Origin of the sequence: Salinisphaera sp. RV14 (genome assembly GCF_052044135.1) — a bacterium.
GTDB lineage: Bacteria > Pseudomonadota > Gammaproteobacteria > Nevskiales > Salinisphaeraceae > Salinisphaera.
The window spans coordinates 91,479-117,653 of the sequence record NZ_JBQDYF010000011.1; the positions used below are offsets into that span (position 1 = coordinate 91,479).

The window sequence follows — 26,175 nt, forward strand, 5'->3', positions numbered from 1 at the left end:
CTATTGTCACGGGTCAGTCGCGCGCGCCCACCGGCACCACGACGCGCCCGTAAGTCGCGTTGGTCACTTCGGCGAAGCTGGTGTACATCGCCGAGGCCCCGCACAGGATGCCGACGTAACCGCCCAGGGCGCCGATGGTGCTGGCGCCGAAGGCATCACCGATCCCGAGCAGGGCGAACGTGATCCACAGGGTGAGAAACACGAACCACAGCGCGCGGTTCAGACGAAATGTCGCGATCCACATATAGAACGTGAATACGCCCCAAAGCAGGAGGGCGACGCCGATGGTGGGTCCGGCCTTGCTCAGGTCGAGCAAGCCGTTGCCTGCAAACAGAAGCAGGATGGCGAACCACCACCAGAATGCACCATAGCTGAGAAACGCGACCATCCCGAAAGTGTTACCGGTGCGGAACTCGAGCAGGCCCGCGATGAGCTGTATGAGGCCGCCGTAGGCCAGGGCCAGCGGTATGACGACGGGCTCGCCGCCGCTCGGTAGAATATGGGCGTTGATCAGGCTGAGCAACACGGTAGTCAGCCCGAAGCCGACGAGCCCCAGCGGCCCCGGGTTGGCCAAGGGTTTGATCTGTGTATCCGACATAATCTTCTCCTCCCTGATTGGAATTGTGGCGATCGGAAGATTCAAGATTAGCAGTAGAACTCGAGGAAAAGGTGACTACTTTGGTTGCACACAACACGACACGCCGGCAACGCAGGCATTGGCATGCACTTGCAAAAGTCCGGTGTTGCGGCAAACCCCGGCATGGGGCGGTTCCGAGCCCGATGCCGCGCGCACGAAATGCGAGTTGGATTGGCAAAGCTATTGGGGCGGGAAAAATTTCCGATGACCGGGAATATCGGGGAAAGCCTGCCATGACAACGCGCGCCGGTCCGCTTATGCAGTCCCGCGTCGTTTCTGATTCGATTGGCTAATTGCGAAAGGTAGGAATCTGGCTAATAATAATCCGTAGACGAACTGACCCAGGTCGGTTTCGTCTATTGTCCTGGCACTGTATTTGCTTGTAGCCAGGCTGCAACGTGTGCTGACGGCGTGCGGCGTTCGGTCGATCGGCTGAACGGCCGTCAGTAAGCGGTTTGTGACGTGCTGGCGGCTTCCTGTCCCGGAAGCCGCCTTTTTTATGCCGAGCGTATCGTGCGAAGTCTCCCGACTGTTCCAGCTCTTATTGCTCGGTTGATGATAGCGCCAGGCAGCTGAACGGGGCCTTGCGGACGTCGGGTCCTTGTCGTGCCCGGTAATGGGGCGGCCCGGCGCATCGGGATTATTTGTTGTTCCGCGGGGTTGTTTTGCGGGCCAGTGGCTTCGGCAACGCTTGGCGGTATCGCGCGATGTCGTAGCGAGCGTTGGTGTGGCCTGGCCGTATCGCTGCGGGCTGCGCGACTACAGGGCCGGTAGAGCGCGTGGCGCACGATGTCGCTATCGAACACAGCGCGCCCCACAGCAGCGCAATGACTTGGCGGGACAGGCCCGGCGCACTCAACCCTTAACGAAAAAACGCACCACCGGGTCGGTGGCCAAAAGCGGGGCGGTGCTGTCCTTGAATGGCTGATAGTGCGGCATGCGCCTGTGTGCATCAAACGCCGCCCGGTCGGTATAGGCTTCGTGCAATACCACCACATTCCCGCCGTCCTCGGGGACGAGTACGTCGAACTGATGACAACCCGGCTCGTTGGTCAGGGATTGCCGAGCGTCTTCGTGGGCATGGTCGAGGAAGGCCTCACGCTGTTCGGGTTTGACGGTGAATTCGGCGATGACGACGAAACCGAACGGGTCACTCATGACTGTATCCTTGTGGTTTGGCGCGAGGCGCCGGATGTAACGAATGGGCCGGGCCGGGTCTTGTCGTCTTGACCCATCGGCGGGCGGCGCCTACAACAGACGACACCGGCCCGGCCGCCCGCTGGCCGCCATAATGGAGGAGCTCGACATGTCCCACAACATTCTCATGCCGCGGATCATGGAGGTCGGCGGCGGTGCACTCGACCGGCTGCCGGACGTGCTCGCCGCGCTCGATGTGGCGCGGCCGCTGATCGTCACCGATCGCATGATGGTGGAGCTGGGGTACGTCGACCGCGTACGCGAACTGCTGGCCGCCGCCGCGATACCGACGCAGGTGTTCGCCGATACGGTGCCCGAGCCCACCGAACGCTCGATCATGGCCGGCGTCGAGGCCATGACAGGTGGCCTGGACGATGGCCGGACCTTCGACAGTGTCATCGCCATCGGCGGCGGCAGCCCGATCGATTCGGCCAAGGCGATCGGCGTGCTGGCGCACTTCGGCGGCGAAATACGCGACTATCAGTTTCCCAGGCAGGCTGAGCGCGCCGGCCTGCCGTTGATCGCCGTGCCCACCACCGCGGGTACCGGTTCGGAATGCACGCGCTTCACCATCATCACCGACGACACGGTGGACGAGAAAATGCTCTGTGTGGGGGTCGGATTCATGCCGACCGCGGCCATCGTGGACTACGAGCTCAGTCTGTCCGTGCCACCGCGGGTCACGGCCGACACCGGCATCGATGCGCTCACGCACGCCATCGAAGCCTATGTCAGCCGCAAGGCGAACGGGTTCTCGGATCATCAGGCGTTGGCCGCGATGCGTTTGATTGCGCCCAATCTGCGCACGGTCTACCACCAACCGGACAACCGCGCTGCCCGCGAAGCCATGATGCTGGGGGCCAGCCTGGCCGGTCTCGCGTTTTCCAGTGCATCTGTGGCACTCGTTCATGGCATGAGCCGCCCGATCGGCGCGTTCTTTCATGTGCCCCACGGCATGTCCAATGCCATGCTGCTGCCCGCCGTGACCCGTTTTTCACTCGACAACGCTCCGGCGCGCTATGCCCGCTGCGCGCGCAGCATGGGCATCGCCAGCGAATCCAACACGGATACGGCGGCGGTGCACTTGCTGATCAAGGAATTGGGCGCGCTCAATCGTGAACTCGAAGTGCCCACGCCGGGCGAATTCGGAATCGATCCGGACCGCTGGCGCAGCGCGCTCCCCACCATGGCGGAACAGGCGCTGGCCTCCGGTTCTCCCGGCAATAACCCGCGCGTGCCGGAGGTCGGCGAGATCATCGAGCTCTACCAACAGGTCTGGCAATCCGTGTCATAGCGCGCCGCGAAAAGGCGCTGGCCTCGGAGTGGTGCCGGCACTGGCTTCGTGTCAGCTCGACACTGCATCCCGCGCCAGGAACTGTTGTGCCGGGATACGCAAGACGGGCCCCGCCGCACGTCCGGTTGCCGGGGCTCGGTCGGGCAACCATCGCGCGCTTGCGCGACGAGTCCCGGGCGCGTGGCTCAGACGGTGCTTGGCCGCCGGGCCAGCGCGGACCAAAGTGAAGAACGGTGCGAAAGCACATGCCAGCCGCCGGCCAGTAGCGGGCGAGACAGTGGCGCGCGTGCCAACCGCCATAAGCCGGCACGGCGATTGGCGGCATGCCAGCACGCGCCGGCCCAGAACACGGCGAGCACACCCGAAAATTCGGGCTCGGGGTACAGGCGCTTTTGCCGGTTCGCATCTTTAAGCCCCTGCAGCCATCGCTCGGCCCAATCGATGTAGTTCGAGTCGGCGCGTTCGCCGCCCTTGTCGAAGCGGCGCAGGCGATAATGTCGATCGAGGTCGGCGGGAGAGAAGTCGATGCCCAATGCCTCGAGCTGTGTGGCAAAAACCTGGCAACGATAATGGCGATCCCGGGCGACATGCTTCGCTGTGGTTTGTCCCGGATGCCGACGGCGATCGACCAGAAGCCGGGGCAAGCCAGCCAGCGGGTGATCCGCTGCAATGCGTGCCCAAAGATCAAAATCTTCCCCCACAGTGAGCGTTTCGCGATGCGGGTAAGCGCGCAGAATCTCGGTGCGTGCCATCGCGGCGGAATTCTCGATGCCCGATCGGAAAAGCCGCTCGGCGGCGATCTGGCGCGATCCTGTCGGCTTCCGCTTGACCCGCTTCAGCCGGCGCCCATCGGCATCGATCCAGCCGATCCAGGCGCCCACCGCCGCGTGCTGCGGATGGTCGTCCAGGAATCGTGCCTGACGTGCCAGGCGTTCCGGCCTGGCCAGATCATCGCTGTCGAGAAACGCAATGTAATGCCCCGATGCCTCGGCGATGCCACGGTTACGCGCGACCGCGATACCCTGGTTCTCCTGTGCCGTGATGATTCGGATCCGGGGATCGTCAATCGCTGCCACGCGCGCCACGCTGTCGTCCGTTGAGCCATCGTCGACGACCAGGATTTCGAATGCGGGCGCATCGCGCTGGTCGAGAACGCTTTGAATCGCGTCGACGATATAGCGGGCCCGGTTATACACCGGGATGATGACGGATATTGCGGTCATCGGCTCTTCTGGGTTGGTGGTCAAAAAAACGCCCCTGTCACGCGGGGCGCCGACAATGGGCGACTATACGCGCCCCGCGACCCATGCGGCATCGACACAGTGCCGCCCACACGAGGACAGAAACTTGACGGATCATGGCAACGGTGAAACGCGCATTGTACTGGTTGCGGGCGCGGTGCGCTCGGCGGGCGTGGCGGGCCATCATGACTACACCGGGGGCTGCCATCTGCTCGCCACGCTGTTGCATCGAGTGCCCGGTGTGTCGTGCGTCGTCGCCGAGCAGGGCTGGCCGGATGATGAACGGGAATTGACCGACGCCAACGCCGTCGCCTTCTACGACAACGGCGGGGGCAAGCAGGGTTTTCTCGCCGATGAGACCCGGCGCGCGCGCCTTTTGGCGCTTGCATCGCGCGGCTGCGGCCTGGTGCTGCTTCATCAGGCTGCCGGTTTTCCGCGGGAACACGTGAGCCTGGGGCAGCAGTTGTTCGGCGGCGTTTACGTGGCCGGCGAATCGGGGCGGGGGCACTGGAAAAGTCGCCACCGGGATTTTCCGCGACATCCGATCACACAAGACCTGCGGCCCTGGACGATGCGTGACGGGTGGCTCAACGACATCCGGTTCGCCACTGACACCGAGGATGCGGTCACGCCGTTGCTCTGGTCGGACAAGCGGCATGCCGGCGACGCGTCCGGCGGACCGGCGGCCGTGGTCAGCTGGGCCTTTGCGCCGTCCGCACGGGGCCGCGCATTCGTGTTCACGGGTGGCGACAACCATCGTATCTGGCAGGAGGATTCAGTACGGCGGCTGATTGCGGGCGGTCTGCTCTGGAGTGCCGGCGCGACCGTGCCACGCTCGCATGAATGGAGCGCCATGAGCTCAGCCGATGTCTTGGCCCATCAAACCCCTCGAACCTCGCCGATCCCGCGCGCGCTCAAGTCCTTCGGGCGGCGCGTGCGCCGCACCCTCAGCGGGCGGCGCAAGTGGTAGGCGGCGCAGTCGGGCTCAGACAGAGGAGCGCAACGACCGGCCGGTGAGTCGCTCAAGAATATGCAGCGATGACCGGTCGGGGTCGGCCATGATCTCATCGGGCACGAAGAACGTTTGATCCAGCGAATGCTGGCCGGATACAGCGCCGTGCAGTACGAGGTCGGTCAACGCAATCCAGGCGGTGCCCGCCGGAAAATCCACGACTTTCTGTGGCGCTTGCGCCTGGTATTCCGCATCGCGCTTGACCTGCGACCGAATATCCTCCATCAACAGATCGTACGGTGTGCGATGGCCTTTCGTGATGCCGAAGCGCGCCAGTAGCTTTTCCAGTGCGCCGTCCTGTTTCGGCCGTGCGCTGGTCACGTAGCGCCGGGCAAAGGGCTCGAAGGTTTCACCCACCCGCCAGGTACGAACACGCGCTTCCGGGTTGATGTTGCAGAACACCCGCAGCATGCTCTGGCCGCCGGTCGGCCGGCCGTAGCTCGCATCCACATGCAGGCCCTGCGTCGCCGCGCGTTCGCAAGGACGATACGTGGTGCGATCGCGCACGATGCCTGCCTGATATGCCGGAAACAGGCGATGGATCAGGTCCGTGGACCACCGGGCGTAACGATCGAGCAGGGCGGTCAGCTGGGGCCGCTGGCGCGAACGGATGCGCGAGCGTTCCAATCGCCCGGTTTCGGGGTTGTAGATGATCGTGGGCCGCCCGTTCTGGCTGCGCTTGTCCGCCTTGGTCGGCAGCGTGACGCTGGCGTCCGACACGAAGCGAAATTCCGCGTCACTGAGCGTGAACGCCGGCTGGGGAAGGTAGATGATGCCGCCATTCTCGAGGGTGTCGATCGCCTCGGCGCGGATATCCTCCCGCTCCAGCGTGGTGATGTCGGCTAGTTCCAGTATGTTCGCAATCTCGCCGGTATAGGTCGTCATTGGGGCAGTATCCTGTCGGGGCGCGGTGTGATGAGCAGCAGGTCGAGGCGGATCAAGTCGCGAACGCATTCGTCAGATGTTGCGCGAGCAGATCGCCGAGCCGGGAATTCCCGGCCGGTGTTCGACTGGTGCGCTGGACGATGTCGAGGTCGGGCGACTTGTTGCCCTCGATCAGGCACGGTCCATTCTCCAGTATTGCAATATCCCAGCCAATGGCCACCTGGTCGCCGAATGCGCAGTGCGCGCGTGTGGCCAGGTCGCGCACCGCTTCCCAGTGCGGTAGCCGTCGACCGAGGATGGGCGCGCCGGTGGTCGGGTGCGTGGACCACCACCGGCTGTCCGCGCTCAGTCCCAGATCCGTGGCCATGCCCAACGTGCCGGTGGCGAGATCGACGCTGGCGGCGACCCCGCCCGCATGGAAATTATCCACGACCACATCGCGACTGCTGGCCATGCGGAAAACGGCATGCGTCGCCTCGGGTGTGCCGGTTGCGTCGAGACACGTCACCACGCGCACCGTCGACAGGGCGCCGGGGGTCAGGTCGCTGAGTGTGGGTTCCGCGGTTACGTAGCGGCGCACGAGATAGCGCTCGTCCCGGGACAATTCACAAAGGTGGGCCTGAAGCACCTCCTTGGTGACGACCTGACCATCGCTGGCCCGGTAACGATTGTCACCGATGAAGATCCAGCGCGATGCCCCGCGGCCGCCCGCACCGCTGATGGGTTTGAAGAACAGATCGGCGTCGGGCAGCGTATCGATACCCTCGATCACGCCGTCGCGCGCTGTGGCCAGGGTATCGACGACCGGCAGGCCATGCTCGCGACAGCGAATACCGAACAATGCCTTGTCGCGCAAGCCCTCGGTGCTCTCGTGGCAACCGCGCTGGCGCCGCAGCATGTCGTAGATACCGCTTTTTGTTTCGCTTCGATACAGATACTCGGCGGCACGCTGATAATGGGTCGGCCGATAAAGTTCGAAGATGTAATACCAGGGCGGCGGTACCGCCAGGCGCACGCCCAGCGAGACTTGCTCAGCCCACTGCCGCGGTCGGCTCTTGCCGGTATCGATGCGAACGCGGGCGCCGCAACGCGAGGTGTAGACGGTAGCGGCCACCATAAGTGTCGGCAGCATGAATACGGCGCCGGCCACGAGCACCGCGCCGCCCGCGATGCCGTCTTCGCGCCAGCATTGTTGGGAAAACATACGATGAATCGTGGTGGCGGGCGTGCCGTCATCGGCCAGCATCGACCAAATCAACGGGGCGCCGCTCAACGCCTTGACCAGCGTATTCGGCTTCATGGCCTTGGCCAAACGCAGCCAACGGCTCTGATAATCGGTCGATCGCATCGCCTGGCCCTTTATATCTCGCAGTCGGAATCCAGCGCAGCGTGGAAGCCGTGTCGTTCGACACGCGAACCCGTGCGCCGCCAAATCGGCAGCCGCCGATTTTGCGATACGCCGCGTTTACAAATCGTTCGCCACGCCGCGTGCGGCCAGCCGCTGCCGGCCCCGAAGGGCGTATTCGATGGATTCAATCCGGGGCCGCGACGGCCTGTCACTGCGGTGTCATGAACGACTGAATCCGCTGGGTCAGTTTGGGATCCTTCTGGGCCTGCTCGGCAATCGCGTTGTACTGCTTGGGAGTCAGCCCACTATCCTTTACCGCCTTGACCATGGCCCTGTTTTCTTGCTTGCGGGCCGCTTTCCTGTCCTTGGCCGAAGCGATCTTGCCATCCCACTTCTTGAGTACGGCCTGGACATTGGACTGAGCCTTGACGAACTGTTTGAGCTGCTTGTCGCTGAACCGATCGGCGGGCTGTGTCTTCGCGCTATCGCCAGCGCTCGCCTCGACGCCGCCCGCGGCGATGGCCGACATCGAGAACACGCCGGCAGCGGCCAGCGTGAGCACGAGAATCGCACGGATCGTGATGGTTTGCATGATGGCTCCTTTGACGGGGGGTCATCGAACGAGGCATTCAATGGTGGCATGGATGGTTGCGCCGCCCCTCGTATAAGGCATTGCCGGGCGGCTCGCAAGGCCCGGGCCGTGGGCCTAACGCCCGGCCGGGGATAGGCCGACCGTCTGTTCGATGGCGGCGACAGCCCGGGCAATACGTTCATCGAGCGGGCCCTGGATGTCGACGAACGGAAGATTGCGCGCGATGAGCGCGTTGCGCCATAGCTGCCGGCAACGCGCGCGCGCCACGGCGCCGGGAAAACAGCGCTGGCCATCGTCGACAAATTCAATATCGGTGTCGCAGAGTAGATAGAGTGCGTACCCACGCGCACGCCGATTGGCCTCGCGACGTACCCAGGGCGGACAGGCGCCGGGAAACAGCAGATCGGCCCAGAGTGTATTGGTGATCAGCTCGGTGTCGCAGATGACGAGGGCGTCCGCGCGCGCCGCCGCGGCGTCTTCGTTGTCGAGCTGGCCGCGGGCGATCGTATCCAGGTCGGTGCCGCGGATTGCGCCGGCGCGCTCGCGCCAGAACCATCGAACGTATTCGGGTGCCCAGGGTACATCGAATAGCTCGGCCAACCGACGGGCGAGGGTGGTCTTGCCGGTCGATTCCGTACCGAAGACGGCCACCCGGGCGGTCATGCCGGTGTCTCGTGACGATAACTTGCCCACCAGGCGCGCAAGCCCACGAACGACAGCACCAGATACAGACCGTAGAGGATCACGAACCAGTAAAGCCCGATCGCGATGTACACCCCCAGACCGGCCACGTTAACCGCGACCCAGCCGACCCAGGCCTCGATTTTCTTGCGTGCCTCAAGCCACTGCGACAGCACGCCGAACGCGGCGATGAACGCGTCGCGCCAGGGCATCGGGTCGCCGACGCGGGCCAGCAGTGCCCCCCAGCTGCCGGTCGCGGCCAGGCCCAGAGCGACCAGAGCGGCAAGTTGCGGCCAGCTCAGACGCGAAACGGCCAGGCGTTCGCGTGCCACGCCGGGATGGGTCCAGCACCACCAGCCATAGGCCAGGGCGATGAAATACACCGCCTGAAGCGACATATCGGCATACAGACGCTGGCCGGCGAACACGATCGCGGTGAGCACCACCTGAACGAGACCGATCGGGAAATTCGCGAGACTCTGACGCGTGGCCAGCCAGACGGCGAGCAGTCCGAGCAGGGTCGCCGCCTGTTCGATCCACGAGGCATCGACAAAACCGTGCCAGATTACATCGAGGAAGGCGCTCACGAGACGGCGCCCAGGGTGGGATGTGGGTTTCGCATGGCCATTCCTACGCCGGTATTAACCGGATCAGGTACAAGAGCCTGCATCAGTGATCGTGTGCCACGACACGTTGCAGGACTCCAGGGTCGTCCGCCTGATGCGGACCTCTCAGCCGTTTCGGCTCCCCTTGGACAGGCCCATGCTAGCCTTCGTCGCCAGGCGATACAACCGCCGCGCTTGACCGGCGCCGCACGCGGTTTAGCATTGTTGCATCGCTCGTCCCAGCCACCGCCATGTCGCGACATACCCTGATCCTCGGAGCCGGCATGGTCGGCGTCAGCATTGCGTGGCATCTGCGGGCCCGGGGTCGCCAGGTAACGCTCGTCGATAGGCGCGAGCCCGGGCGCGAGACATCCTATGGCAACGCCGGGTTGATTCAGCGCGAAGCGGTCAAGCCCCATCCATTCCCGCGCGATCTGTCGGACATCTGGCGTGTACTGCCCAATCGGAGCATCGATATTCGCTACCGTACCGGCGCAATGTTCGCCGAGGCGAATCCGCTATGGCAGTACTGGCGCTACTCGGCGCCGAAGACATTCGCCCGGATCGTGCCGGAATATGCGTCGTTGATCGTGCACTGCACGGCCGAACACGAGCGCATGTTCACGGCGGCGGGGGCCGAGAACCTGATTCGGCGTGACGGGTGGCTGCAGGTCTTTCGCTCGCGTTCCGTGTTCGACGACGAACTGGCCCAGGCGGCCGACTTTCGCGACCGATTCGGCGTGACTTTCGAACGGATCGACGCAAAACAGCTGCACGCCATGGAGCCCAGCCTGAGCGCGCATGCGATCGGCGCCATTCACTGGACCAATGCCTGGTCCGTCATTGATCCGGGCGCGCTGGTCAAAGCCTATGCCGACGATTTTGTCGGCCGTGGCGGTCGCATCGAGAAAGCCGAGGCCCGCGATCTGGAAACCAACGGTGACGGTTGGCGGTTGCGTACCGATCGTGGCGAGCTCAACGGCGATGCGTTAGTGCTGGCGACCGGACCGTGGTCGCCGGACTGGCTGGCACGTCTGGGTTATCGCGTGCCGATGTTTGTGATGCGTGGCTACCACATGCACTATGAGGCGGCCGCGGGCACCACGCTCAACTACGGTGTGATGGATTTCGAGAAGGGCTATCTGCTCACACCGAAACGTGCCGGCCTGAGGCTGACGACCGGCGCCGAACTCAACACCCTAGACGCGCCGCCACGCTTCGGCCAGCTTGCCGCAGCCGAAGCCGCCGCGCGTGAAATGTTCGAGCTCGGTGCGCGCAAGGAAGCCGAGCCGTGGAAGGGGGCGCGGCCCTGCATGGCGGACATGAAGCCGATTATCGGCCCCGCGCACCGCCACAAGAACCTGTGGTTCGCCTTCGGTCACGGCCATCAGGGCTTCACGCTCGGGCCGACCACCGGCCGCCTGCTGGGTGAACTCATGGATGGTGAATCGCCACGGGTCGACATGACGCCATTCCGCAGCGATCGCTTTTGATCGCCGCGCTGCGACTGCCGTAACGCGGATCGCGCCGAATACAGCCGTTGATCATCACAGCAATGGATGCCCGCCCCTATATGACGACCGACGACCATCCACTGCCGTCTTCGCACATCGACATCGGCGGCGTCGCGCTGCCGCGCCGCGAGCTTGCCGCCGTGCTGCCGGACATCGAGCGTTTCGAGGCTCATCTCACCGATGCGTTGGCCGTCGACTCGCATATGAGCAATGGCGATGGCAGCGTGCCATCGTACGTCCGCAAATGGCCCGAAGCGCGTCTTGCGAATGTCATTGCCACGCTCAGGGAATTGGGCAGCCTGCGCGAACAGTTGAGTCAGCAGAAAATCGGGCCGGCCAGCAGCCCCGATGCGGCCGCCAACCGCGACGATAAACCGCATTGAATGCGTGGCCGGATAAGATCGCGTGGCGTCGCCTGATCACCGTACGTCCGTACCACATGGCGAGAACTTAGAAAGATGAAAGTTTAATGGCAGCGGTATAGAAAAAGACCCCACAGGTCCAAATTGCAATTCGCCGGCATTCGGCCCTATCATCCGCAGCCGTTCCCAGCGCGAAACCGGCCTCGTGATCACAACCGTCCGCTATGCCCTCGGCAGCGTCATCGTCGGTATTGCTGTCTTTGCTTTTAAATATCTGGCGTACGCCGTTACGGGCAGCGCGGCGCTGTATTCGGATGCGCTCGAGAGCATCATCAATATCGTCGCTGCCGGAGCGGCCGTCGTGGCCCTGCGCGTCAGCGCCATGCCCGCGGACGAAAACCATCCCTACGGCCACCACAAGGCCGAATATTTCTCGGCCGTACTCGAAGGCGTGTTGATCGTGATCGCCGCACTGGCGATCTTCCGCGAGGCAGGGCAGACCTTCTTCAATCTTCATGCCTTGAACGCGCCTTTGCACGGATTGTTGCTCAACGCGGTGGCAACGGTGCTGAACGCGGTGTGGGCGGCCGTTCTGATGCGCAATGGGCGCCGCTTGAAATCGCCGGCGCTTGCGGCTGATGGTCGCCACCTCTATGCCGATGTGGTGACATCGATCGGCGTGTTCGCGGGCGTGGTACTCGTCGGGCTGACCGGCTGGCTCTGGCTCGACCCGGCGATCGCCATACTGGTTGCGATCAATATCCTATGGTCCGGATGGCAACTGGTACGCGAGTCCGTCGGCGGCTTGATGGACGAGGCCGTATCCGAGACCGAACTGGAACGGATCCGCACCGCGATTTTCCATCACTCGCAGGGCGCCTATCAAGCGCACGACCTGCGCACGCGCCATGCCGGTCGGCGGACCTTCATCGATTTTCATCTGGTGGTACCGGGCGACATGTCGGTCGAAGACGCGCACGTGATCTGCGACCGGCTCGAGGCGGCGATCGCGGACGAAGTAGCCGACAGTACGGTCACCATCCACGTCGAACCCGAAGACAAGGCCAAGGTCTCGAACGTTTATCTGTCTCAATAGATTGGCGCTTTTGCGGCAACGACCGATGTGGCAGTTTGGATTGGCAAACCGGGTTGCACACAATGAGGTGAATCCATAATTTAACATAATATACATTATGCACATCGTATGATCGTGGCAGAGGCATTTGATTGCGCCAACTGAACTCTTGGAAGCGAGGCACGGCGCACGGTCGCCTAATGCGATGCCACGTAGATCGATGGCGATTCCCTCGGCGGCAGTTCGAACGATGCGCGCATCCAGACCAGTTCAGCCTTCGGGGTGCGATTGAACAAACGCTTGAATTCCCGGCTGAATTGAGACGGGCTCTCGTATCCGACGGCGGCCGCCGCGGTGGCCGCCGTCATATCGTCGCGGAACATCAACAGCCGCGCCTGGTGTAGCCGGACTGTCTTCACGTACTGCATGGGCGAGGTTTCAGTCGCCGATCTGAACTGCGCATGAAACGTGGGAACGCTCATGTGCGCCTCGCGGGCCAGCTGGTCCACGGTGATCCGGGCTGCGTAGCCGGTATGAATACGCTGGATGGCGCGGCGGATGCGGCCGAACGGCGAATCCGCCCCGAGCGCGGCGCGCATCGTTCCGCCCTGCTCGCCTTGAAGCACTCGAAAATAGATCTCGCGAACCATCGACCGCCCGAGCACTCGCGCGTCCTCCGGCGAGGCCATGATTTCGAGAAAACGCGCCAGCGTATCGAACATCGCCGGCTCCATGGGCGATGCAAACATCCCGCGCGGCCTTGGCGCCCGTATTCCCTGAGCCTCGATTTCCAGCAGCAGTTCGGCGGCCAGCGAGATATCCAGATGTAGATAGATCGCCAGCAACGGCGCCTCGGCGCTGGCGTCGGTTTCCATCGTGAACGGCACGGGAATCGACACGGCAAGGTAGTGCTGTGCGTCGTAGACGTATGTCCGGTCGCCCCAGTACCCGCGTTTTCGGCCTTGGCAGACGATGACGATGCCCGGGTCATAGAGAACGGGGACCTGGCGCAGAGCGCGATTCGAGCGCAGGAATCGAACATCCGGCAGCGCGGTCAGGTTGTAGCCTTCCAGCGGCGACATACGATCGAGCAGCTCGATGATCCGTTGCTGCCGATCACGGTTTGCGGCGTGTCCATCGTTCATCAAACGCGCTCGGTCAAAAGACGGTATGCCGACAGTCTGAACGATCTCTGACCCAAAAAACGGCCCCGCCATAGGATTGGGCAAGCAAACCATACGATCCCGCGTTCGAACCACCGAGCGCGCGCTCTAGCATGTGGCGTCTGTATTCCGCATCAGCCCACACCATTGGAGCGCACCATCATGAGTCATACCAAGACTATCCTGATCACCGGCGTCAGCAGCGGCTTCGGTCGCGCGCTGGCCGACGAAGCCCTGGCAGCCGGGCACCGCGTCATCGGTACCGTGCGGCGCCAGGACGACGCCCAAGCATTCGAGGCCCACGAATCGGGCCGCGCCCACGCACGCCGACTCGATCTGACCGACACCCCGGCGATACACGCCGTCGTTGAAGAAGTGAGCCGCGAGCTCGGGCCGATCGACGTGCTGGTCAACAACGCCGGCTACGGCCATGAAGGCATTCTCGAGGAATCCCCGACCGACGAGATGCGCCGACAGTTCGAGGTGAATGTCTTTGCCGCGGTGGAGATGATCCAGGCCGTGCTGCCGTCGTTTCGCGCCCGGCGCCGCGGCCACATCCTCAATATCACCTCGATGGGCGGCTATATCACCATGCCGGGCATCGCCTACTACTGCGGCAGCAAGTTCGCGCTTGAAGGCATTTCCGACACGCTGAGCCAGGAGCTGGCGCCGTTCAACATCCATGTTACCGCCGTCGCGCCCGGCTCGTTCCGAACCGACTGGGCCGGCCGGTCGATGCGCCGCTCGCCGCGAAGCATCGTCGATTACGACACCCTATTCGACCCGGTCCGACAGGCGCGTAAAGACAAGAGCGGCCACCAGCTCGGCGACCCAGCCAAAGCCGCGCAGGCCATGCTCCGCGTCATCGATACCGACGCCCCGCCGGCGCATCTGCTGCTCGGCAGCGATGCCCTGAAACTCGTGCGTGACCGCCTCGCCGACACGGCGCAGGCGATCGATGCGTGGGAGGCGGTGACGATCTCGACGGACGGCTGAGCGTTGGCGCGGCTCGGGTGCCGCCGTATGCGGCGGCACCCTATAGTGCGGCATCGGAGGGGCATCGCTGCTCGCGACGGCCAAACGCGGCAGCCCAAGGCGCGACCACAATGGTTGCGCCGATCGAATTCTGTCATCGCACGACTCGATGCGTTCGCGCCAACGCGCTGCCGCTTTATGCCCGACGGTCGCTTGGCTTCGTCAGCGCCGCGCGGGACTACCGCGCTGATAGGCGGAACAAGACCTTGCTCCGTGATGCATCATCGACGCGATATGGCCGGTCATCGGTCAGAGGCGCACCGGCTCTGGGCATGACGTGAGGCCCTGATCCCCGGGTTGACGCGCCGGTTACGCTCGGCGCATCGGCCCCCTGTTCGGATCGATCGCGCGATCGCAGCGGCGTTAAATGAGTTCTGCCCACGCCTGCGCCGCCGATTGGCCGCTCGCCGCGGGCGACCGAGCCGGCGACATCGCTTGCCGACTGAAGACTTACGCGATAATCGGCGCGGCAACGGCGCCCGTCGCATGCGCATTCGGCTCGGTGGCGGCGTCGCCAGGAGATTCGGGACCTGGCGCGAGTGTGCGACCCAACCCCCGCCCCTTCCTGTTTTGCCCGTGCGTATTCGCAGGTATTACGAATAACCCACGTGGCGCTCTGTTACCGTCAGCCGTCGATACGCGGCACGGGCCTTGCTTTAACCATTGCCGATGGAACTTCGTGTCGAACCCGAGCGAGGCTGCCAAGCTCAGGCGTTACCGCTAACCACCACGGTGGCGGTACGCGATGTTATCCCTGAGCGTAAAATAAGCTTGCTGCGATCCGATTCGTCGATGGCCCCTCGTGGCCTCATGAGGCTATTGGCGTATTCATGAATGCTTGGGTCGTGCTAAAGATAAAAAGGCACGCTTGCCGGGTTCGTCACGGGTAATAGCCTTTGTCGATCCCGCCGGTACGCTGGCGCGACGCCTAACCACGAGGGTAAAACCATGAGAGCGCAACAGTCAGAGACACCCGAGCTCGTCGATAGCCGGCAGGCGATACGCGACTATTACCTCGCGGACGAACACACGGTGATTCACGAAATGATTGCGGCGGCTCAGTTGACGCCGGCCGAGCGTGAGGCCATTTCGGCCCGTGCGGCGGATCTGGTGCGCGGTGTGCGCAAGAATGCGCAGCCCACCATCATGGAGAAGTTCCTGGCGGAGTATGGCCTGACCACCAAGGAAGGCGTTGCTTTGATGTGTCTCGCCGAGGCGCTGTTGCGGGTGCCGGACAGCACCACAATCAATGATCTGATCGAGGACAAGATCAGCTCCGGCGCCTGGAGCACGCACCGTGGCAAGGCGTCGTCTTCGCTGATCAATACCGCGACCGTTGCGTTGCTGATGACCAGCAACCTGCTCAAGGACGCCGAACACAACAGCGTAGGCGATACGCTTCGCAGGCTGGTCAAGCGCTTCGGCGAGCCGGTGATCCGCACCGTCGCAGGCCAGGCGATGAAAGAGATGGGGCGCCAGTTCGTCCTGGGCCGGGACATCCATGAGGCACAGCGCGAAGCGAAGGAGTACATGGCCAGGGGCTATACCTACTCCTACGACATGCTGGGCGAAGCGGCGCGCACCGACGACGACGCCAAACACTATTTCGAGTCCTATTCCAACGCGATCGACAGCATTGCCAAAGCCTGTAAAGGCGATGTGCGCAAGAATCCGGGCATTTCGGTCAAGCTGTCCGCCCTGCTCGCCCGCTACGAATACGGTAACAAACAACGGGTGATGAACGAGCTTCTGCCCCGCGCCCGCGAGCTGGTGAAAAAAGCGGCGGCGGTCAATATGGGATTCAACATCGACGCCGAGGAACAAGACCGGCTCGACCTGTCTCTCGATGTGATCGAAGCCATCGTGTCGGATCCCGAACTCGACGGTTGGGACGGTTTCGGCGTCGTGGTTCAGGCCTACGGCAAGCGCTCCGCCTTCGTCCTCGACTGGCTTTATGCCCTGGCGCAAAAAAACGATCGGCGCTTCATGGTGCGCCTGGTCAAGGGGGCCTACTGGGATGCGGAAATCAAGCGCGCTCAGATCATGGGGCTGAACGGTTTTCCGGTATTCACGCGCAAGGCCTGCAGTGATGTGTCGTTCCTGTCGTGCGCGACCAAGCTGCTGAACATGACCGACCGCATCTACCCCCAGTTCGCCACCCACAATGCCCATTCGGTGTCGTCGATTCTCGAGTTGGCCAAGCGCAAGGGTGTGGATAACTACGAGTTCCAGCGCCTGCACGGCATGGGCGAATCCCTGCACGACGAGGTGCTGAAAATCAGTGGCGTACCGTGTCGGATTTATGCGCCGGTCGGCCCGCACAAGCACTTGCTGGCATACCTGGTGCGTCGCCTGCTGGAAAACGGGGCCAACAGCTCATTCGTCAACCAGATTGTCGATAAAAGTATTACGCCGGAAGAGATCGCCAAGGATCCGGTCGATGCCGTCAAGGCGATGGGAAACAACATTTCCAGCAAGGCGATTGTTCACCCGTTCAAGCTGTTCGGGGCCCAGCGCCGCAATTCCAGGGGTTGGGATATCACCGACCCGGTCACGGTTAAAGAGATCGATGCCGGGCGCGATGCCTATCGCGACCACCGCTGGCGCGGCGGCCCGATCATTGCGGGTGAGGTATCGGGAACCGAGGTCGAGACCGTGCGCAACCCGGCGAATCCGGAGGACACGGTGGGCCATGTCACGCAGGCCTCCGAGGCCGACGTAAATACCGCGATTGCCGCGGCCCAGAAAGGTTTCAAAGCCTGGTCTGCACGCCCCGCCGAGGAGCGGGCGCAGTGCCTGCGCAAAGTCGCGGACCTGTACGAGGCCAACGCCCACGAGCTTTTCGCGCTGGCGACCCGGGAGGCCGGCAAATCCCTGCTGGACGGCATTGCCGAGATCCGCGAGGCCGTGGATTTCGCCCTGTACTATGCCAATGAAGGTGTGCGCTACCAGGACAGCGGTCACGCGCGCGGCGTCATGGTGTGTATTTCCCCATGGAATTTCCCGCTGGCCATCTTCACCGGCCAGATCATGGCCAATCTGGTGGCCGGTAATGCGGTTCTGGCCAAGCCGGCCGAACAGACCTCGCTACTGGCCGCGCGCGCGGTGGCGTTGATGCACGAGGCCGGCATTCCCGAAGACGTGATTCAACTGTTGCCGGGCAGCGGTGCCACCGTGGGCGGGGCGCTGACATCCGACGCCCGCGTCTCCGGGGTCTGCTTTACGGGGTCCACGGCAACGGCGCAGCGAATCAACAAGGTGATGGCCGAAAACCTGGCGCCGGACGCCCCGCTGGTGGCGGAAACCGGCGGGCTGAACGCCATGATTGTCGATTCGACCGCCCTCCCCGAACAGGTCGTCCGCGATGTGCTGGCCTCCTCCTTCCAGAGCGCGGGGCAGCGTTGTTCCGCGCTTCGTATGCTGTATGTGCAGAAAGACATTGCGGATAACCTGCTGGAAATGCTCTACGGCGCGATGGATGAGCTGGGTATCGGCGATCCCTGGCTGTTGTCGACCGATGTCGGCCCGGTGATCGACGATGCTGCGCGCAAGAAAATCGCCGATCACTGCGCCAACTTCGAGGCCAAGGGCAAGTTGCTCAAGAAAGTACCGGCCCCCGGAAACGGGACGTTTGTGTCGCCGGCCGTAATCAAGGTCAGCGGCATCGAGGAACTCGAAGAGGAAGTGTTCGGGCCGGTACTGCATGTGGCCACGTTTGCCGCCAAGGATATCGATAAGGTCGTGGATGCGGTCAATGCGAAGGGCTATGGCCTGACGTTCGGCATCCATACGCGCGTGGACCGCCGTGTCGAGCGTATTTCAAGCCGCATCAAGGTCGGCAACGTCTACGTCAACCGCAATCAGATCGGGGCGATCGTCGGCTCCCAGCCGTTCGGCGGCGAAGGCCTGTCGGGCACCGGGCCGAAAGCGGGTGGGCCACAATACGTCCGCCGCTTCATGCAGGGCGAGACGACCGAGGTGGCGGCCGATGCCGGCGGTAAAAAGATCGAGGCGAAGGAACTGCAAGGCCTGATCGACAAGCTCGATTCGCTTACGGCGCCAAAGCCGGAGGCGCGTATCGAGGCATTGACGCCGATCTTTGGCGATGTGCCGGCGCCGCTGGATGCCCAGGATGAACAGATGCCCGGTCCGACCGGTGAACTCAATCGTCTGTCGCATCACGCCCGCGGCGTTGTGTTGTGTCTCGGTCCGGATCGGGACACCGCACTCGAACAGGCGGCCACGGCATTGTCACAGGGCAACAAGGTAGCCGTGATCGCTCCGGGCTTGGACGAACAGGTTGCCAGGGCGGCGAAAGCCGGTCTGCCGATCGTCGGCATGGCCGGACAGCTGGCGCCCGAGGCGCTGGTCGATGCGCGCGGTTTTCAGGCGGTCGTGAGCTGCGCCCAGAGCCCGGTGCTGCGCGAATACCGCGTTGCGCTCGCCAGGCGCGATGGTGCATTGCTGCCGTTGATCACGGAACATACCCTGGACCAGCGGTTCGTCATCGAGCGTCATTTATGTGTGGACACGACGGCCGCCGGCGGTAATGCCAGCCTGATTGCCGCGTCCGAATAAGGATCGGGGGGTGTCAGCCGAGACGGATACCGGCCACGCCGTCCGGCGCGCGCGGTTCGGGATCGATCGCCCGGTTTTCACGTCTGCCGTGGGCGTTCGGCTGGTTGCCGTCGCCCGGGTCAATTCCCGGAACTCAAGGGTGCGCGCCCGTCCGGTCTGCCGGAACCACTGCGAATCAAATACGGTAGCGTCATGACAACAACGACTCGAACCGAAGCGCCGCACACCGCGCTGGGCTTCTATCACAAGATTTCGCATCTGCGTTCCGATACCTGGAACGCGTTGACACATGATCTGGCCGATGTCTTGCGCTCGGACAAGCCGCGTCAGACCCGCAGGCTGGTCAAGGCGATCGGCATCAAGCTGACGCGGCTCGAGATTATCGAGGATTATCACGCCTTTCCTTCCAGCGAAGACTTTCGCCATCTGTGGTCGCTGTTCAACCAGCGGCAATACGCCCAGCTCGACAAGGTGGTCAACCGTCTTGTGCGCGCACTGGTCAGCGAGTCGTATCGGCGCCGGCCGATCGACCTGAGCGATACCGACGCCGAGGATATCGAGAACCACGACGCCCTGGCCCGCTTCCGGCGCGGCCACCCCGGGTTCAACTCCTCGGCCCAGCCCTACTTCGAAGTGCTGCTTGTCGACAATCTGTCGGCCGATGAGGACGAGGTGGTGCGCGACGCCTTCTACCGCATGCGCCGTGAAGAAGATCGGTTTGTCTATGACGTGGTCACGGTACGCAGCTTCGAGGATGCGCTGATCGCCGTATTGATCAACCCCAATATCCAAGCGTGCCTGATCCGCTACGAGTTTCCCTACAAGTCGAAATACAACCTCAGCGCCATTCGGCGGACGCTGGAAGGCCTGTCGGAAATGGATCTGGAAAACCAGCCGGCTTCCGAGCGGAGCATCCAGCTGGGCGCCATGATCCACCAGCTGCGTCCGGAAATCGATCAGTTCCTGGTGACCAATGGCGAAGTGGAGTCCACCGCCAGCCGCGATATCGATTACTTCACCCGTATCTTCTATCGCGAAACCGACTACATCGAGCAGCACCACACCATCCTGCGGGCAATCGACAACCGCTATCGCACGCCATTCTTCGACGCCCTGCGGGAATACAGCCGCAAGCCCACCGGCGTTTTTCATGCCATGCCCATCTCGCGGGGCAAGTCGATCACCCGGTCCCACTGGGCCGGCCAGATGATCGACTTCTACGGCATCAACATCTTTCTGGCGGAAACATCGGCGACCTCGGGCGGGCTCGACTCACTGCTGCAACCCTACGGGCCGATCAAGCGCGCGCAGGAATACGCCGCCCGCGCGTTCGGCTCGCGCGAGAGCTTCTTCGTCACCAACGGCACCTCCACGGCAAACAAGATCGTGGTGCAGGCGCTGGTCAAGCCCGGCGATGTCGTACTGGTGGACCGCGACTGCCACAAGTCGCATCACTATGGCCTGGTACTGACCGGCGCCTACGCGAGCTATCTGGATTCCTATCCGCTCGACGATTACTCGATGTACGGTGCCGTCCCGCTGAAGACGATCAAGAAGACGCTGCTGGAATACAAGCGCGCGGGCCGGCTCGACCAGGTCAAGATGCTGTTGCTGACCAACTGCACCTTCGATGGCATCGTTTACGACACGCGGCGGGTGATGGAAGAGTGTCTGGCTATCAAGCCCGACCTCATGTTCCTCTGGGACGAAGCGTGGTTTGCCTTTGCCACATTCAACCCGACCTATCGCCCCCGCACGGCGATGAACGCCGCCGGCACCCTGCGCGATCGTTATCGCAGCACCGCCTATCGCCGGGAATATGCCGCCTGGAAAGCACGCTTCGACGCGCTCGACCCGGACGATGACGCAACCTGGCTCGAGCAGCGTCTGCGACCGGATCCGGATCAGGTGCGCATTCGGGTCTATGCAACCCACTCCACCCACAAGACGCTGACCTCACTGCGTCAGGGTTCGATGATCCATATCTACGATCAGGACTTTCGCCAGAAGGTGGAGTCCACCTTCCACGAAGCCTACATGACGCATACGTCGACCTCGCCGAACTACCAGATTCTGGCGTCGCTTGACGTGGGACGCATGCAGGCCGAGATGGAAGGCTTCGAACTGGTCAATTCGCAGATCGAAACGGCACTGTCGCTACGCGAGCAACTGTACAGCCATCCCCTGCTCAAGAAGTATTTCGAGGTCCTCAAGAACGGCGACATGATCCCGCCCGAATATCGCCAGTCGGGCGTGCACACCTTCTACGACCGCCATCGGGGCTGGCATCAGATGGAGGAGGCCTGGGCACAGGACGAGTTCGTGGTCGACCCGACCCGGGTGACCATCGCGATCGGCAATACCGGGGTCGACGGCGACCAGTTCCGGACCGACTACCTGATGAACCAGTTCGGCATCCAGATCAACAAGACCTCGCGCAATACCGTGCTGTTCATGACCAACATCGGGACTTCGCGCAGCTCGATCGCCTACCTGATCGATGTCCTCATCCGGCTGGCCAAGGATTTCGAGCGCCGCTGGGAAGACAGTGGCCGCAGCGAACGCAAGGTGATCGAGCACCGGATCCACTCATTGACCCGCGAACTGCCGCCTTTGCCCGATTTCAGTCGTTTTCACGACGCGTTCCGGCCCTGGCCCGACAGCACGACGCCCGAGGGGGATATCCGGCGTGCGTATTTCCTGAGCTACGACGACAACAATACCGATTATCTGCGCTTCGACAACGGTGCCCTGCAGCGCGAGTTGCAGGACGGCCGCGAAGTCGTTTCGGCCAGTTTCGTCATCCCCTATCCGCCGGGTTTTCCGGTACTCGTGCCAGGCCAGGTGATCAGCCAGGAAATCATCGATTTCCTCACCGCGCTGGATGTCAAGGAAGTGCACGGCTACCGGCCCGAACTGGGCCTGCTGATCTTCAACGAGCAGGCGCTCGCGCGCGCCGCGGAGCATCCGGCATGAGAAGACCACAGACGATCCGGTTTCGAGGCGCACCGGCATCGGTCTGCGCTGCGACAGGCGCGCGACGCTCGGCGTGCTGGCCCGGCGAAACTATTTTCGCCGGCCCGGGAGTGCCGTGTCGGGCGATGTTTGCAGTACTTCGGGCCCTCGGCACACGCGTCGGTCGCGTGATCGCGGCGCCGATCCGGGACGTGACCCACACTCTTGGTTTACCCTTCAGATTATCAACCGAACTTTTTAAAAGAAGAGGCATATGACGCCATTCGCCATTGCAGGCATTCAGATGTACGTCTCGGCAACGCAGAGCAACGTCGAGGGCATGAAAAATCGCATCGACGCGCTCATGGCGGTTTATCCGTGGGTGCAGATGGTGACGTTCAGCGAGCTTGCCGCCTGCGGCCCGCTGCCGTCGAAAGCGCAGGCCCTGCCCGGCTCGGCGGAAACCGCGCTGGCCGAAGCCGCCGCCAAGCACCAGATCTGGCTGGTGACCGGCTCGATGTTCGAACGGGCCGACGACGGCCTCATCTACAACACGGCGTCAGTCATCGACCCGACCGGCCATGTCGTCGGTCGCTACCGAAAGATGTTCGTGTTCGAGCCCTACGAACAGGGCATCACGCCGGGCAACGAGTTCTTCGTATTCGACGTGCCCGAGGTGGGCCGCTTCGGCATGACGATCTGCTACGACACCTGGTTTCCGGAAGTCACCCGGACACTGGTCAGCATGGGGGCCGAGGTGATTCTGCGTCCGACGTTGACCTCATCCATCGACCGCGATGTGGAACTTTCGATCACGCGTGCCAACGCCGCGGTCAATCAGTGTTACCTGTTCGATATCAACGGTCTCGGCGCCGGTGGCTACGGCCGCTCCATCGTATGCAGCCCGCACGGCCAGGTGCTTCATCAGGCCGGCAGCAGTGAGGAATTCATCCCGCTGGAAATCGACTTCGATACCGTACGCCGATCGCGCGAACGAGGTTTGCTGAGTCTTGGGCAACCCTTGAAGAGTTTTCGGGACAAACCGGTCGAATTCGCGATTTATCAGGCGGGCGCCCAATCGCCCTATCTCGACTCACTGGGGCCACTGAAAAAGCCTGAGCGCATATGTATCAATGCCGGTTCAGAAGCATCCGATGGCGCGTCATCAGGCGCCTACTCCAGCGTCGTATCCGACACCGATACGCCGCCGAACGACAATCCATAACCAGGGAGACAGCCATGGAGAATCAGAACACCGCGCCCGTTGTCCAGTCGACCCGGACGCTCCACGGCCTGTCCGATATCCGGCGGTTCTTCCGGCGCAACGACACGCCGATCTATTTCATCAGCGCGACGAACTTCAACCTGCTGGGCGCGGATGAATGGGTACATCACTTCAAGTACATCAATTACATCGATTGCTTCGACGGCCAGCACCCGAATCTGTTCGTGCCGCCGGAAATCGCGCATACCGAGTTCCAGAGCATCGAGGACATCAACAACTATCTGCTCGAACACAAGGCCGTGGCCGATTACGTCCGCAGTCGCGGGCCCGGAAAGGCGCTGTTCCTGATGTTCGACGAAAACACCGAGAGACTCGCCCGCGAACTGGATCTGGAAGTCTGCCTGCCACCGGCCCGTCTGCGCCAGCATCTGGACGACAAGCTGGTGACCACCCGAATCGCGGAAGCTGCAGGTATCGACTGCGTTCCCAACGTGATGGCCGCCGTGGACTCCTATGACGACCTGCGCCGGCTTGCCGCGGACCTGGGGCCGGATCTCGTGGTGCAGACCGCGTTCGGCGACTCAGGGCATACCACCTTCATGATCTCCGATGAGGAAGACTGGGCCGAGCACGCCGACGAGATCGTCGGCGCCGGCGACGTCAAGATCATGAAACGCATCAAGCCCCGCGGCACCGCCGTCGAAGCCTGCGTCACGCGGCACGGCACAATCGTGGCCCCGATCATGACCGAGCTGGTGGGCTTTCCCGAGCTCACGCCCTATGAAGGGGGCTGGTGCGGTAACGAGATATTCGCCAACGCCTTCAACGCGGATCTGCGGGATCAGGCGCGCGACGCCACCCTGGCGATGGGCGAATGCCTCAAGCGCGAGGGCTATCTCGGCTATTTCGAGCTGGACTTCCTGATCGATCGCGATACCGACAAGCTCTATCTCGGCGAGATGAATCCGCGCATCACGGGTGCCAGCTCCATTACCAACCACGCCGCGTTTTCGTTGTCGGACATGCCGTTGTTCATGTTTCATCTGCTGGAGTGGATGGACGTGGATTACACGCTCGACGTCGATGAAATCAATCGGCGCTGGGCCGAGCCGGACAACATCGACTCCTGGGGCCAATTGGTACTCAAGCACACGGCGGATGCGGTCGGCGTCATCACCCAGGCGCCACCGACCGGCATCTGGCGCATGGATGCGGACGGCCAAATCAGCTTCTCACGCTATGACACCCATCGTTACCATGTGGAAAGCGAGGCCGAGGCCTTGTTCGTGCGCATCGCCGGTGTCGGCGACTACTGGTACGAAGGCGCGGATCTGGGCATACTGGTGACGCGCGGACGCCTGATGAATGACGATTTCGAACTCAACCCGCGCGCTCGTGCCTGGATTGACGGGATCAAGTCGCATTTCCAGGCATCGGCTGCCAGCGCCGAGAACCAGGGGCACCTCGCGCCGGGTGCCTTGAAAGCTCATCCTGTACCGGGCTCTTTCAAGCTGTTGTAGCGGCGCCCGCGCCGCGGCGCGGGTTGAGTAAAAGCGCGACGGGCCGATCGATCCGCCCGTCGCGAGAACGCCTTGCTTCGCCCCGAACACGGACCGAGTGTCGGTCGCGTTATGCCAGGACGAGGCATCATGTGCCGGCGTGGCGCGTCTTCCCCATTCACCACGGCCGACGCCGGTCCGAACAGAGGTTCCCGGGATGAGCACGCCGACTTCGCCCATGGCCCATATACCGAGCACGTTTCACCTGGCCTCGATCGAGGAAGACGAACCGGGCGCCAAATGGCAGGCCCTTTTCGACGCACACTGGCCGCCGTATCAGACGTGGTTTCTTTCCGAAGGCGAACGCGCGCGTCCGGGCTATATGACTTCGTTGCGAAACCTCCGCGCGTACATGCCGGAGCTGTTGTCGACCTACGACAAACTGGTGGATCTCGCCGGCGGCGGCGATCTCGCGGCGCGTTTTCTGAGCTTCTATCGCCCGCCGCCCTATCTGCTGGGGTGCTCGCAGGCGGTATGGGCCGGGCCCGAGCCGGCGCTGATTCGCAATTACGACTACAGCCCCATTCTGTTTGAATGGGCACTGCTGAAAACCCGCTGGTTGCGCCCGGTCATCGCGATCAGCGATTGTCTCTGGGGCGTACTGGACGGCATCAACGATGCCGGACTCGCGGTCTCGCTCGCGTTCGGCGGGCGCAAGACCACGGGCGACGGTTTCGGCGTGCCGCTGGTGCTGCGCTACATACTGGAAACATGCGACAACGTCCGTGAGGCCTGTTTCGTGTTGCGGCGTGTCCCGGTCCACATGACATACAACCTGACACTGCTGGATCGCGCCGGCATATTCGTCACCGCGTATCTGGCCCCCGATCGCAAGCCACGCTTCGTGCGGTCGCCGGTCAGCACCAACCATCAGGATCGCATCGAGTGGCCGGCCTACGCCCGTATGAGCGCGAGCATCGAGCGCCGCGCCTTCCTCGAAGAGCGCCTGGCCGATCCGAGCGAAACCGAAAGCCGATTCGTGAACCGCTTCCTGGAGCCCCCGATTCATCGCATCCGCTACGAGCGGGCCTTCGGCACGCTCTATACCGCAGTCTATCGTCCGACCGAAGCACGCGTGGAATACCACTGGCCGGGCCACCGGGTGCTGCAGCAGTCGTTCGCGTCGTTCGAGGAAGGGCTCGAAACCATCCATCTGGGCGAAGCGACTATCGGGAAAGTGGGTGTCGGGCACTTTTAATGCGTTTCCGTCGCCCTTT

20 protein-coding genes are annotated in these 26,175 nt (G+C 62.9%); 11 read left to right on the top strand and 9 right to left on the bottom strand.

The annotated features are described in order from the left end of the window. Positions 1–13 precede the first annotated feature (13 nt). Positions 14–598, bottom strand: coding sequence for an acetate uptake transporter (locus ACS8Y6_RS12290; RefSeq protein ID WP_440848499.1), 585 nt, complete (start codon positions 596–598; stop codon positions 14–16). An 894-nt stretch (positions 599–1,492) separates the two neighbouring features. Then, positions 1,493–1,795 (bottom strand): putative quinol monooxygenase, encoded by a 303-nt coding sequence (locus ACS8Y6_RS12295; RefSeq protein WP_440848498.1) that lies wholly within the window; start codon positions 1,793–1,795, stop codon positions 1,493–1,495. Between the two features lie 148 nt (positions 1,796–1,943). Here ACS8Y6_RS12295 and ACS8Y6_RS12300 point away from each other — a divergent pair, with 148 nt between their 5' ends. Further along, on the top strand, positions 1,944–3,128 hold the full coding sequence (locus tag ACS8Y6_RS12300; RefSeq protein WP_440855674.1) for an iron-containing alcohol dehydrogenase: 1,185 nt from the start codon (positions 1,944–1,946) through the stop codon (positions 3,126–3,128). A 185-nt stretch (positions 3,129–3,313) separates the two neighbouring features. Here the strand turns inward: ACS8Y6_RS12300 and ACS8Y6_RS12305 are convergent, their stop codons facing one another. Further along, a complete protein-coding gene (locus tag ACS8Y6_RS12305; RefSeq protein ID WP_440848496.1) occupies positions 3,314–4,351 on the bottom strand; it encodes a glycosyltransferase family 2 protein in 1,038 nt (345 codons plus the stop codon). A gap of 124 nt (positions 4,352–4,475) precedes the next feature. Between ACS8Y6_RS12305 and ACS8Y6_RS12310 the strand changes: the two genes are divergently transcribed. Next, on the top strand, positions 4,476–5,339 hold the full coding sequence (locus tag ACS8Y6_RS12310; RefSeq protein ID WP_440855675.1) for a ThuA domain-containing protein: 864 nt from the start codon (positions 4,476–4,478) through the stop codon (positions 5,337–5,339). 15 nt (positions 5,340–5,354) lie between these two features. Here the strand turns inward: ACS8Y6_RS12310 and ACS8Y6_RS12315 are convergent, their stop codons facing one another. The 5 genes from ACS8Y6_RS12315 to pnuC form a co-directional block, all read right to left on the bottom strand. Then, positions 5,355–6,266, bottom strand: coding sequence for a Kdo hydroxylase family protein (locus ACS8Y6_RS12315; RefSeq protein ID WP_440848494.1), 912 nt, complete (start codon positions 6,264–6,266; stop codon positions 5,355–5,357). Positions 6,267–6,318: 52 nt separating this feature from the next. Continuing rightward, positions 6,319–7,614 carry a sugar-transfer associated ATP-grasp domain-containing protein gene (locus tag ACS8Y6_RS12320; protein ID WP_440855676.1) on the bottom strand — a complete coding sequence of 432 codons (1,296 nt, stop codon included), beginning with the start codon at positions 7,612–7,614 and terminating at the stop codon, positions 6,319–6,321. Between the two features lie 208 nt (positions 7,615–7,822). Continuing rightward, a complete protein-coding gene (locus ACS8Y6_RS12325; protein ID WP_440855677.1) occupies positions 7,823–8,206 on the bottom strand; it encodes a DUF4168 domain-containing protein in 384 nt (127 codons plus the stop codon). A gap of 114 nt (positions 8,207–8,320) precedes the next feature. Further along, positions 8,321–8,869, bottom strand: a complete 549-nt coding sequence (locus tag ACS8Y6_RS12330) for an AAA family ATPase (protein WP_440848491.1) — start codon at positions 8,867–8,869, stop codon at positions 8,321–8,323. Continuing rightward, complete coding sequence (pnuC, locus tag ACS8Y6_RS12335; RefSeq protein ID WP_440848490.1) at positions 8,866–9,474, bottom strand: nicotinamide riboside transporter PnuC; 609 nt, start codon at positions 9,472–9,474, stop codon at positions 8,866–8,868. Before pnuC ends, ACS8Y6_RS12330 begins: the two co-directional genes overlap by 4 nt. A 269-nt stretch (positions 9,475–9,743) precedes the next feature. On the opposite strand from pnuC, the gene ACS8Y6_RS12340 reads away from it, so the two are divergent. From ACS8Y6_RS12340 to ACS8Y6_RS12350, 3 genes are all read left to right on the top strand, one after another. After that, positions 9,744–10,985 (top strand): NAD(P)/FAD-dependent oxidoreductase, encoded by a 1,242-nt coding sequence (locus ACS8Y6_RS12340; protein ID WP_440848489.1) that lies wholly within the window; start codon positions 9,744–9,746, stop codon positions 10,983–10,985. A gap of 47 nt (positions 10,986–11,032) precedes the next feature. Continuing rightward, positions 11,033–11,389 (top strand): hypothetical protein, encoded by a 357-nt coding sequence (locus tag ACS8Y6_RS12345; RefSeq protein ID WP_440855678.1) that lies wholly within the window; start codon positions 11,033–11,035, stop codon positions 11,387–11,389. Positions 11,390–11,573: 184 nt separating this feature from the next. Beyond that, positions 11,574–12,464, top strand: coding sequence for a cation diffusion facilitator family transporter (locus ACS8Y6_RS12350; protein WP_440848487.1), 891 nt, complete (start codon positions 11,574–11,576; stop codon positions 12,462–12,464). A gap of 176 nt (positions 12,465–12,640) precedes the next feature. Here the strand turns inward: ACS8Y6_RS12350 and ACS8Y6_RS12355 are convergent, their stop codons facing one another. Further along, complete coding sequence (locus tag ACS8Y6_RS12355; RefSeq protein ID WP_440855679.1) at positions 12,641–13,588, bottom strand: AraC family transcriptional regulator; 948 nt, start codon at positions 13,586–13,588, stop codon at positions 12,641–12,643. Positions 13,589–13,768: 180 nt separating this feature from the next. Here ACS8Y6_RS12355 and ACS8Y6_RS12360 point away from each other — a divergent pair, with 180 nt between their 5' ends. The 6 genes from ACS8Y6_RS12360 to ACS8Y6_RS12385 all read left to right on the top strand — a co-directional run bounded on the left by ACS8Y6_RS12360 (position 13,769) and on the right by ACS8Y6_RS12385 (position 26,156). Next, positions 13,769–14,602, top strand: a complete 834-nt coding sequence (locus ACS8Y6_RS12360) for an oxidoreductase (RefSeq protein ID WP_440848485.1) — start codon at positions 13,769–13,771, stop codon at positions 14,600–14,602. A gap of 987 nt (positions 14,603–15,589) precedes the next feature. After that, positions 15,590–19,219 carry a bifunctional proline dehydrogenase/L-glutamate gamma-semialdehyde dehydrogenase PutA gene (gene putA / locus ACS8Y6_RS12365; RefSeq protein WP_440855680.1) on the top strand — a complete coding sequence of 1,210 codons (3,630 nt, stop codon included), beginning with the start codon at positions 15,590–15,592 and terminating at the stop codon, positions 19,217–19,219. Between the two features lie 192 nt (positions 19,220–19,411). Next, on the top strand, positions 19,412–22,195 hold the full coding sequence (locus ACS8Y6_RS12370) for an aminotransferase class I/II-fold pyridoxal phosphate-dependent enzyme (RefSeq protein WP_440848483.1): 2,784 nt from the start codon (positions 19,412–19,414) through the stop codon (positions 22,193–22,195). Positions 22,196–22,448: 253 nt separating this feature from the next. Further along, complete coding sequence (locus tag ACS8Y6_RS12375; RefSeq protein WP_440848482.1) at positions 22,449–23,399, top strand: carbon-nitrogen hydrolase family protein; 951 nt, start codon at positions 22,449–22,451, stop codon at positions 23,397–23,399. 14 nt (positions 23,400–23,413) lie between these two features. Continuing rightward, complete coding sequence (locus tag ACS8Y6_RS12380) at positions 23,414–24,919, top strand: biotin carboxylase (RefSeq protein ID WP_440848481.1); 1,506 nt, start codon at positions 23,414–23,416, stop codon at positions 24,917–24,919. A 196-nt stretch (positions 24,920–25,115) separates the two neighbouring features. Next, positions 25,116–26,156 carry a C45 family autoproteolytic acyltransferase/hydolase gene (locus ACS8Y6_RS12385; RefSeq protein ID WP_440855681.1) on the top strand — a complete coding sequence of 347 codons (1,041 nt, stop codon included), beginning with the start codon at positions 25,116–25,118 and terminating at the stop codon, positions 26,154–26,156. The last annotated feature ends 19 nt before the right edge of the window (positions 26,157–26,175 follow it).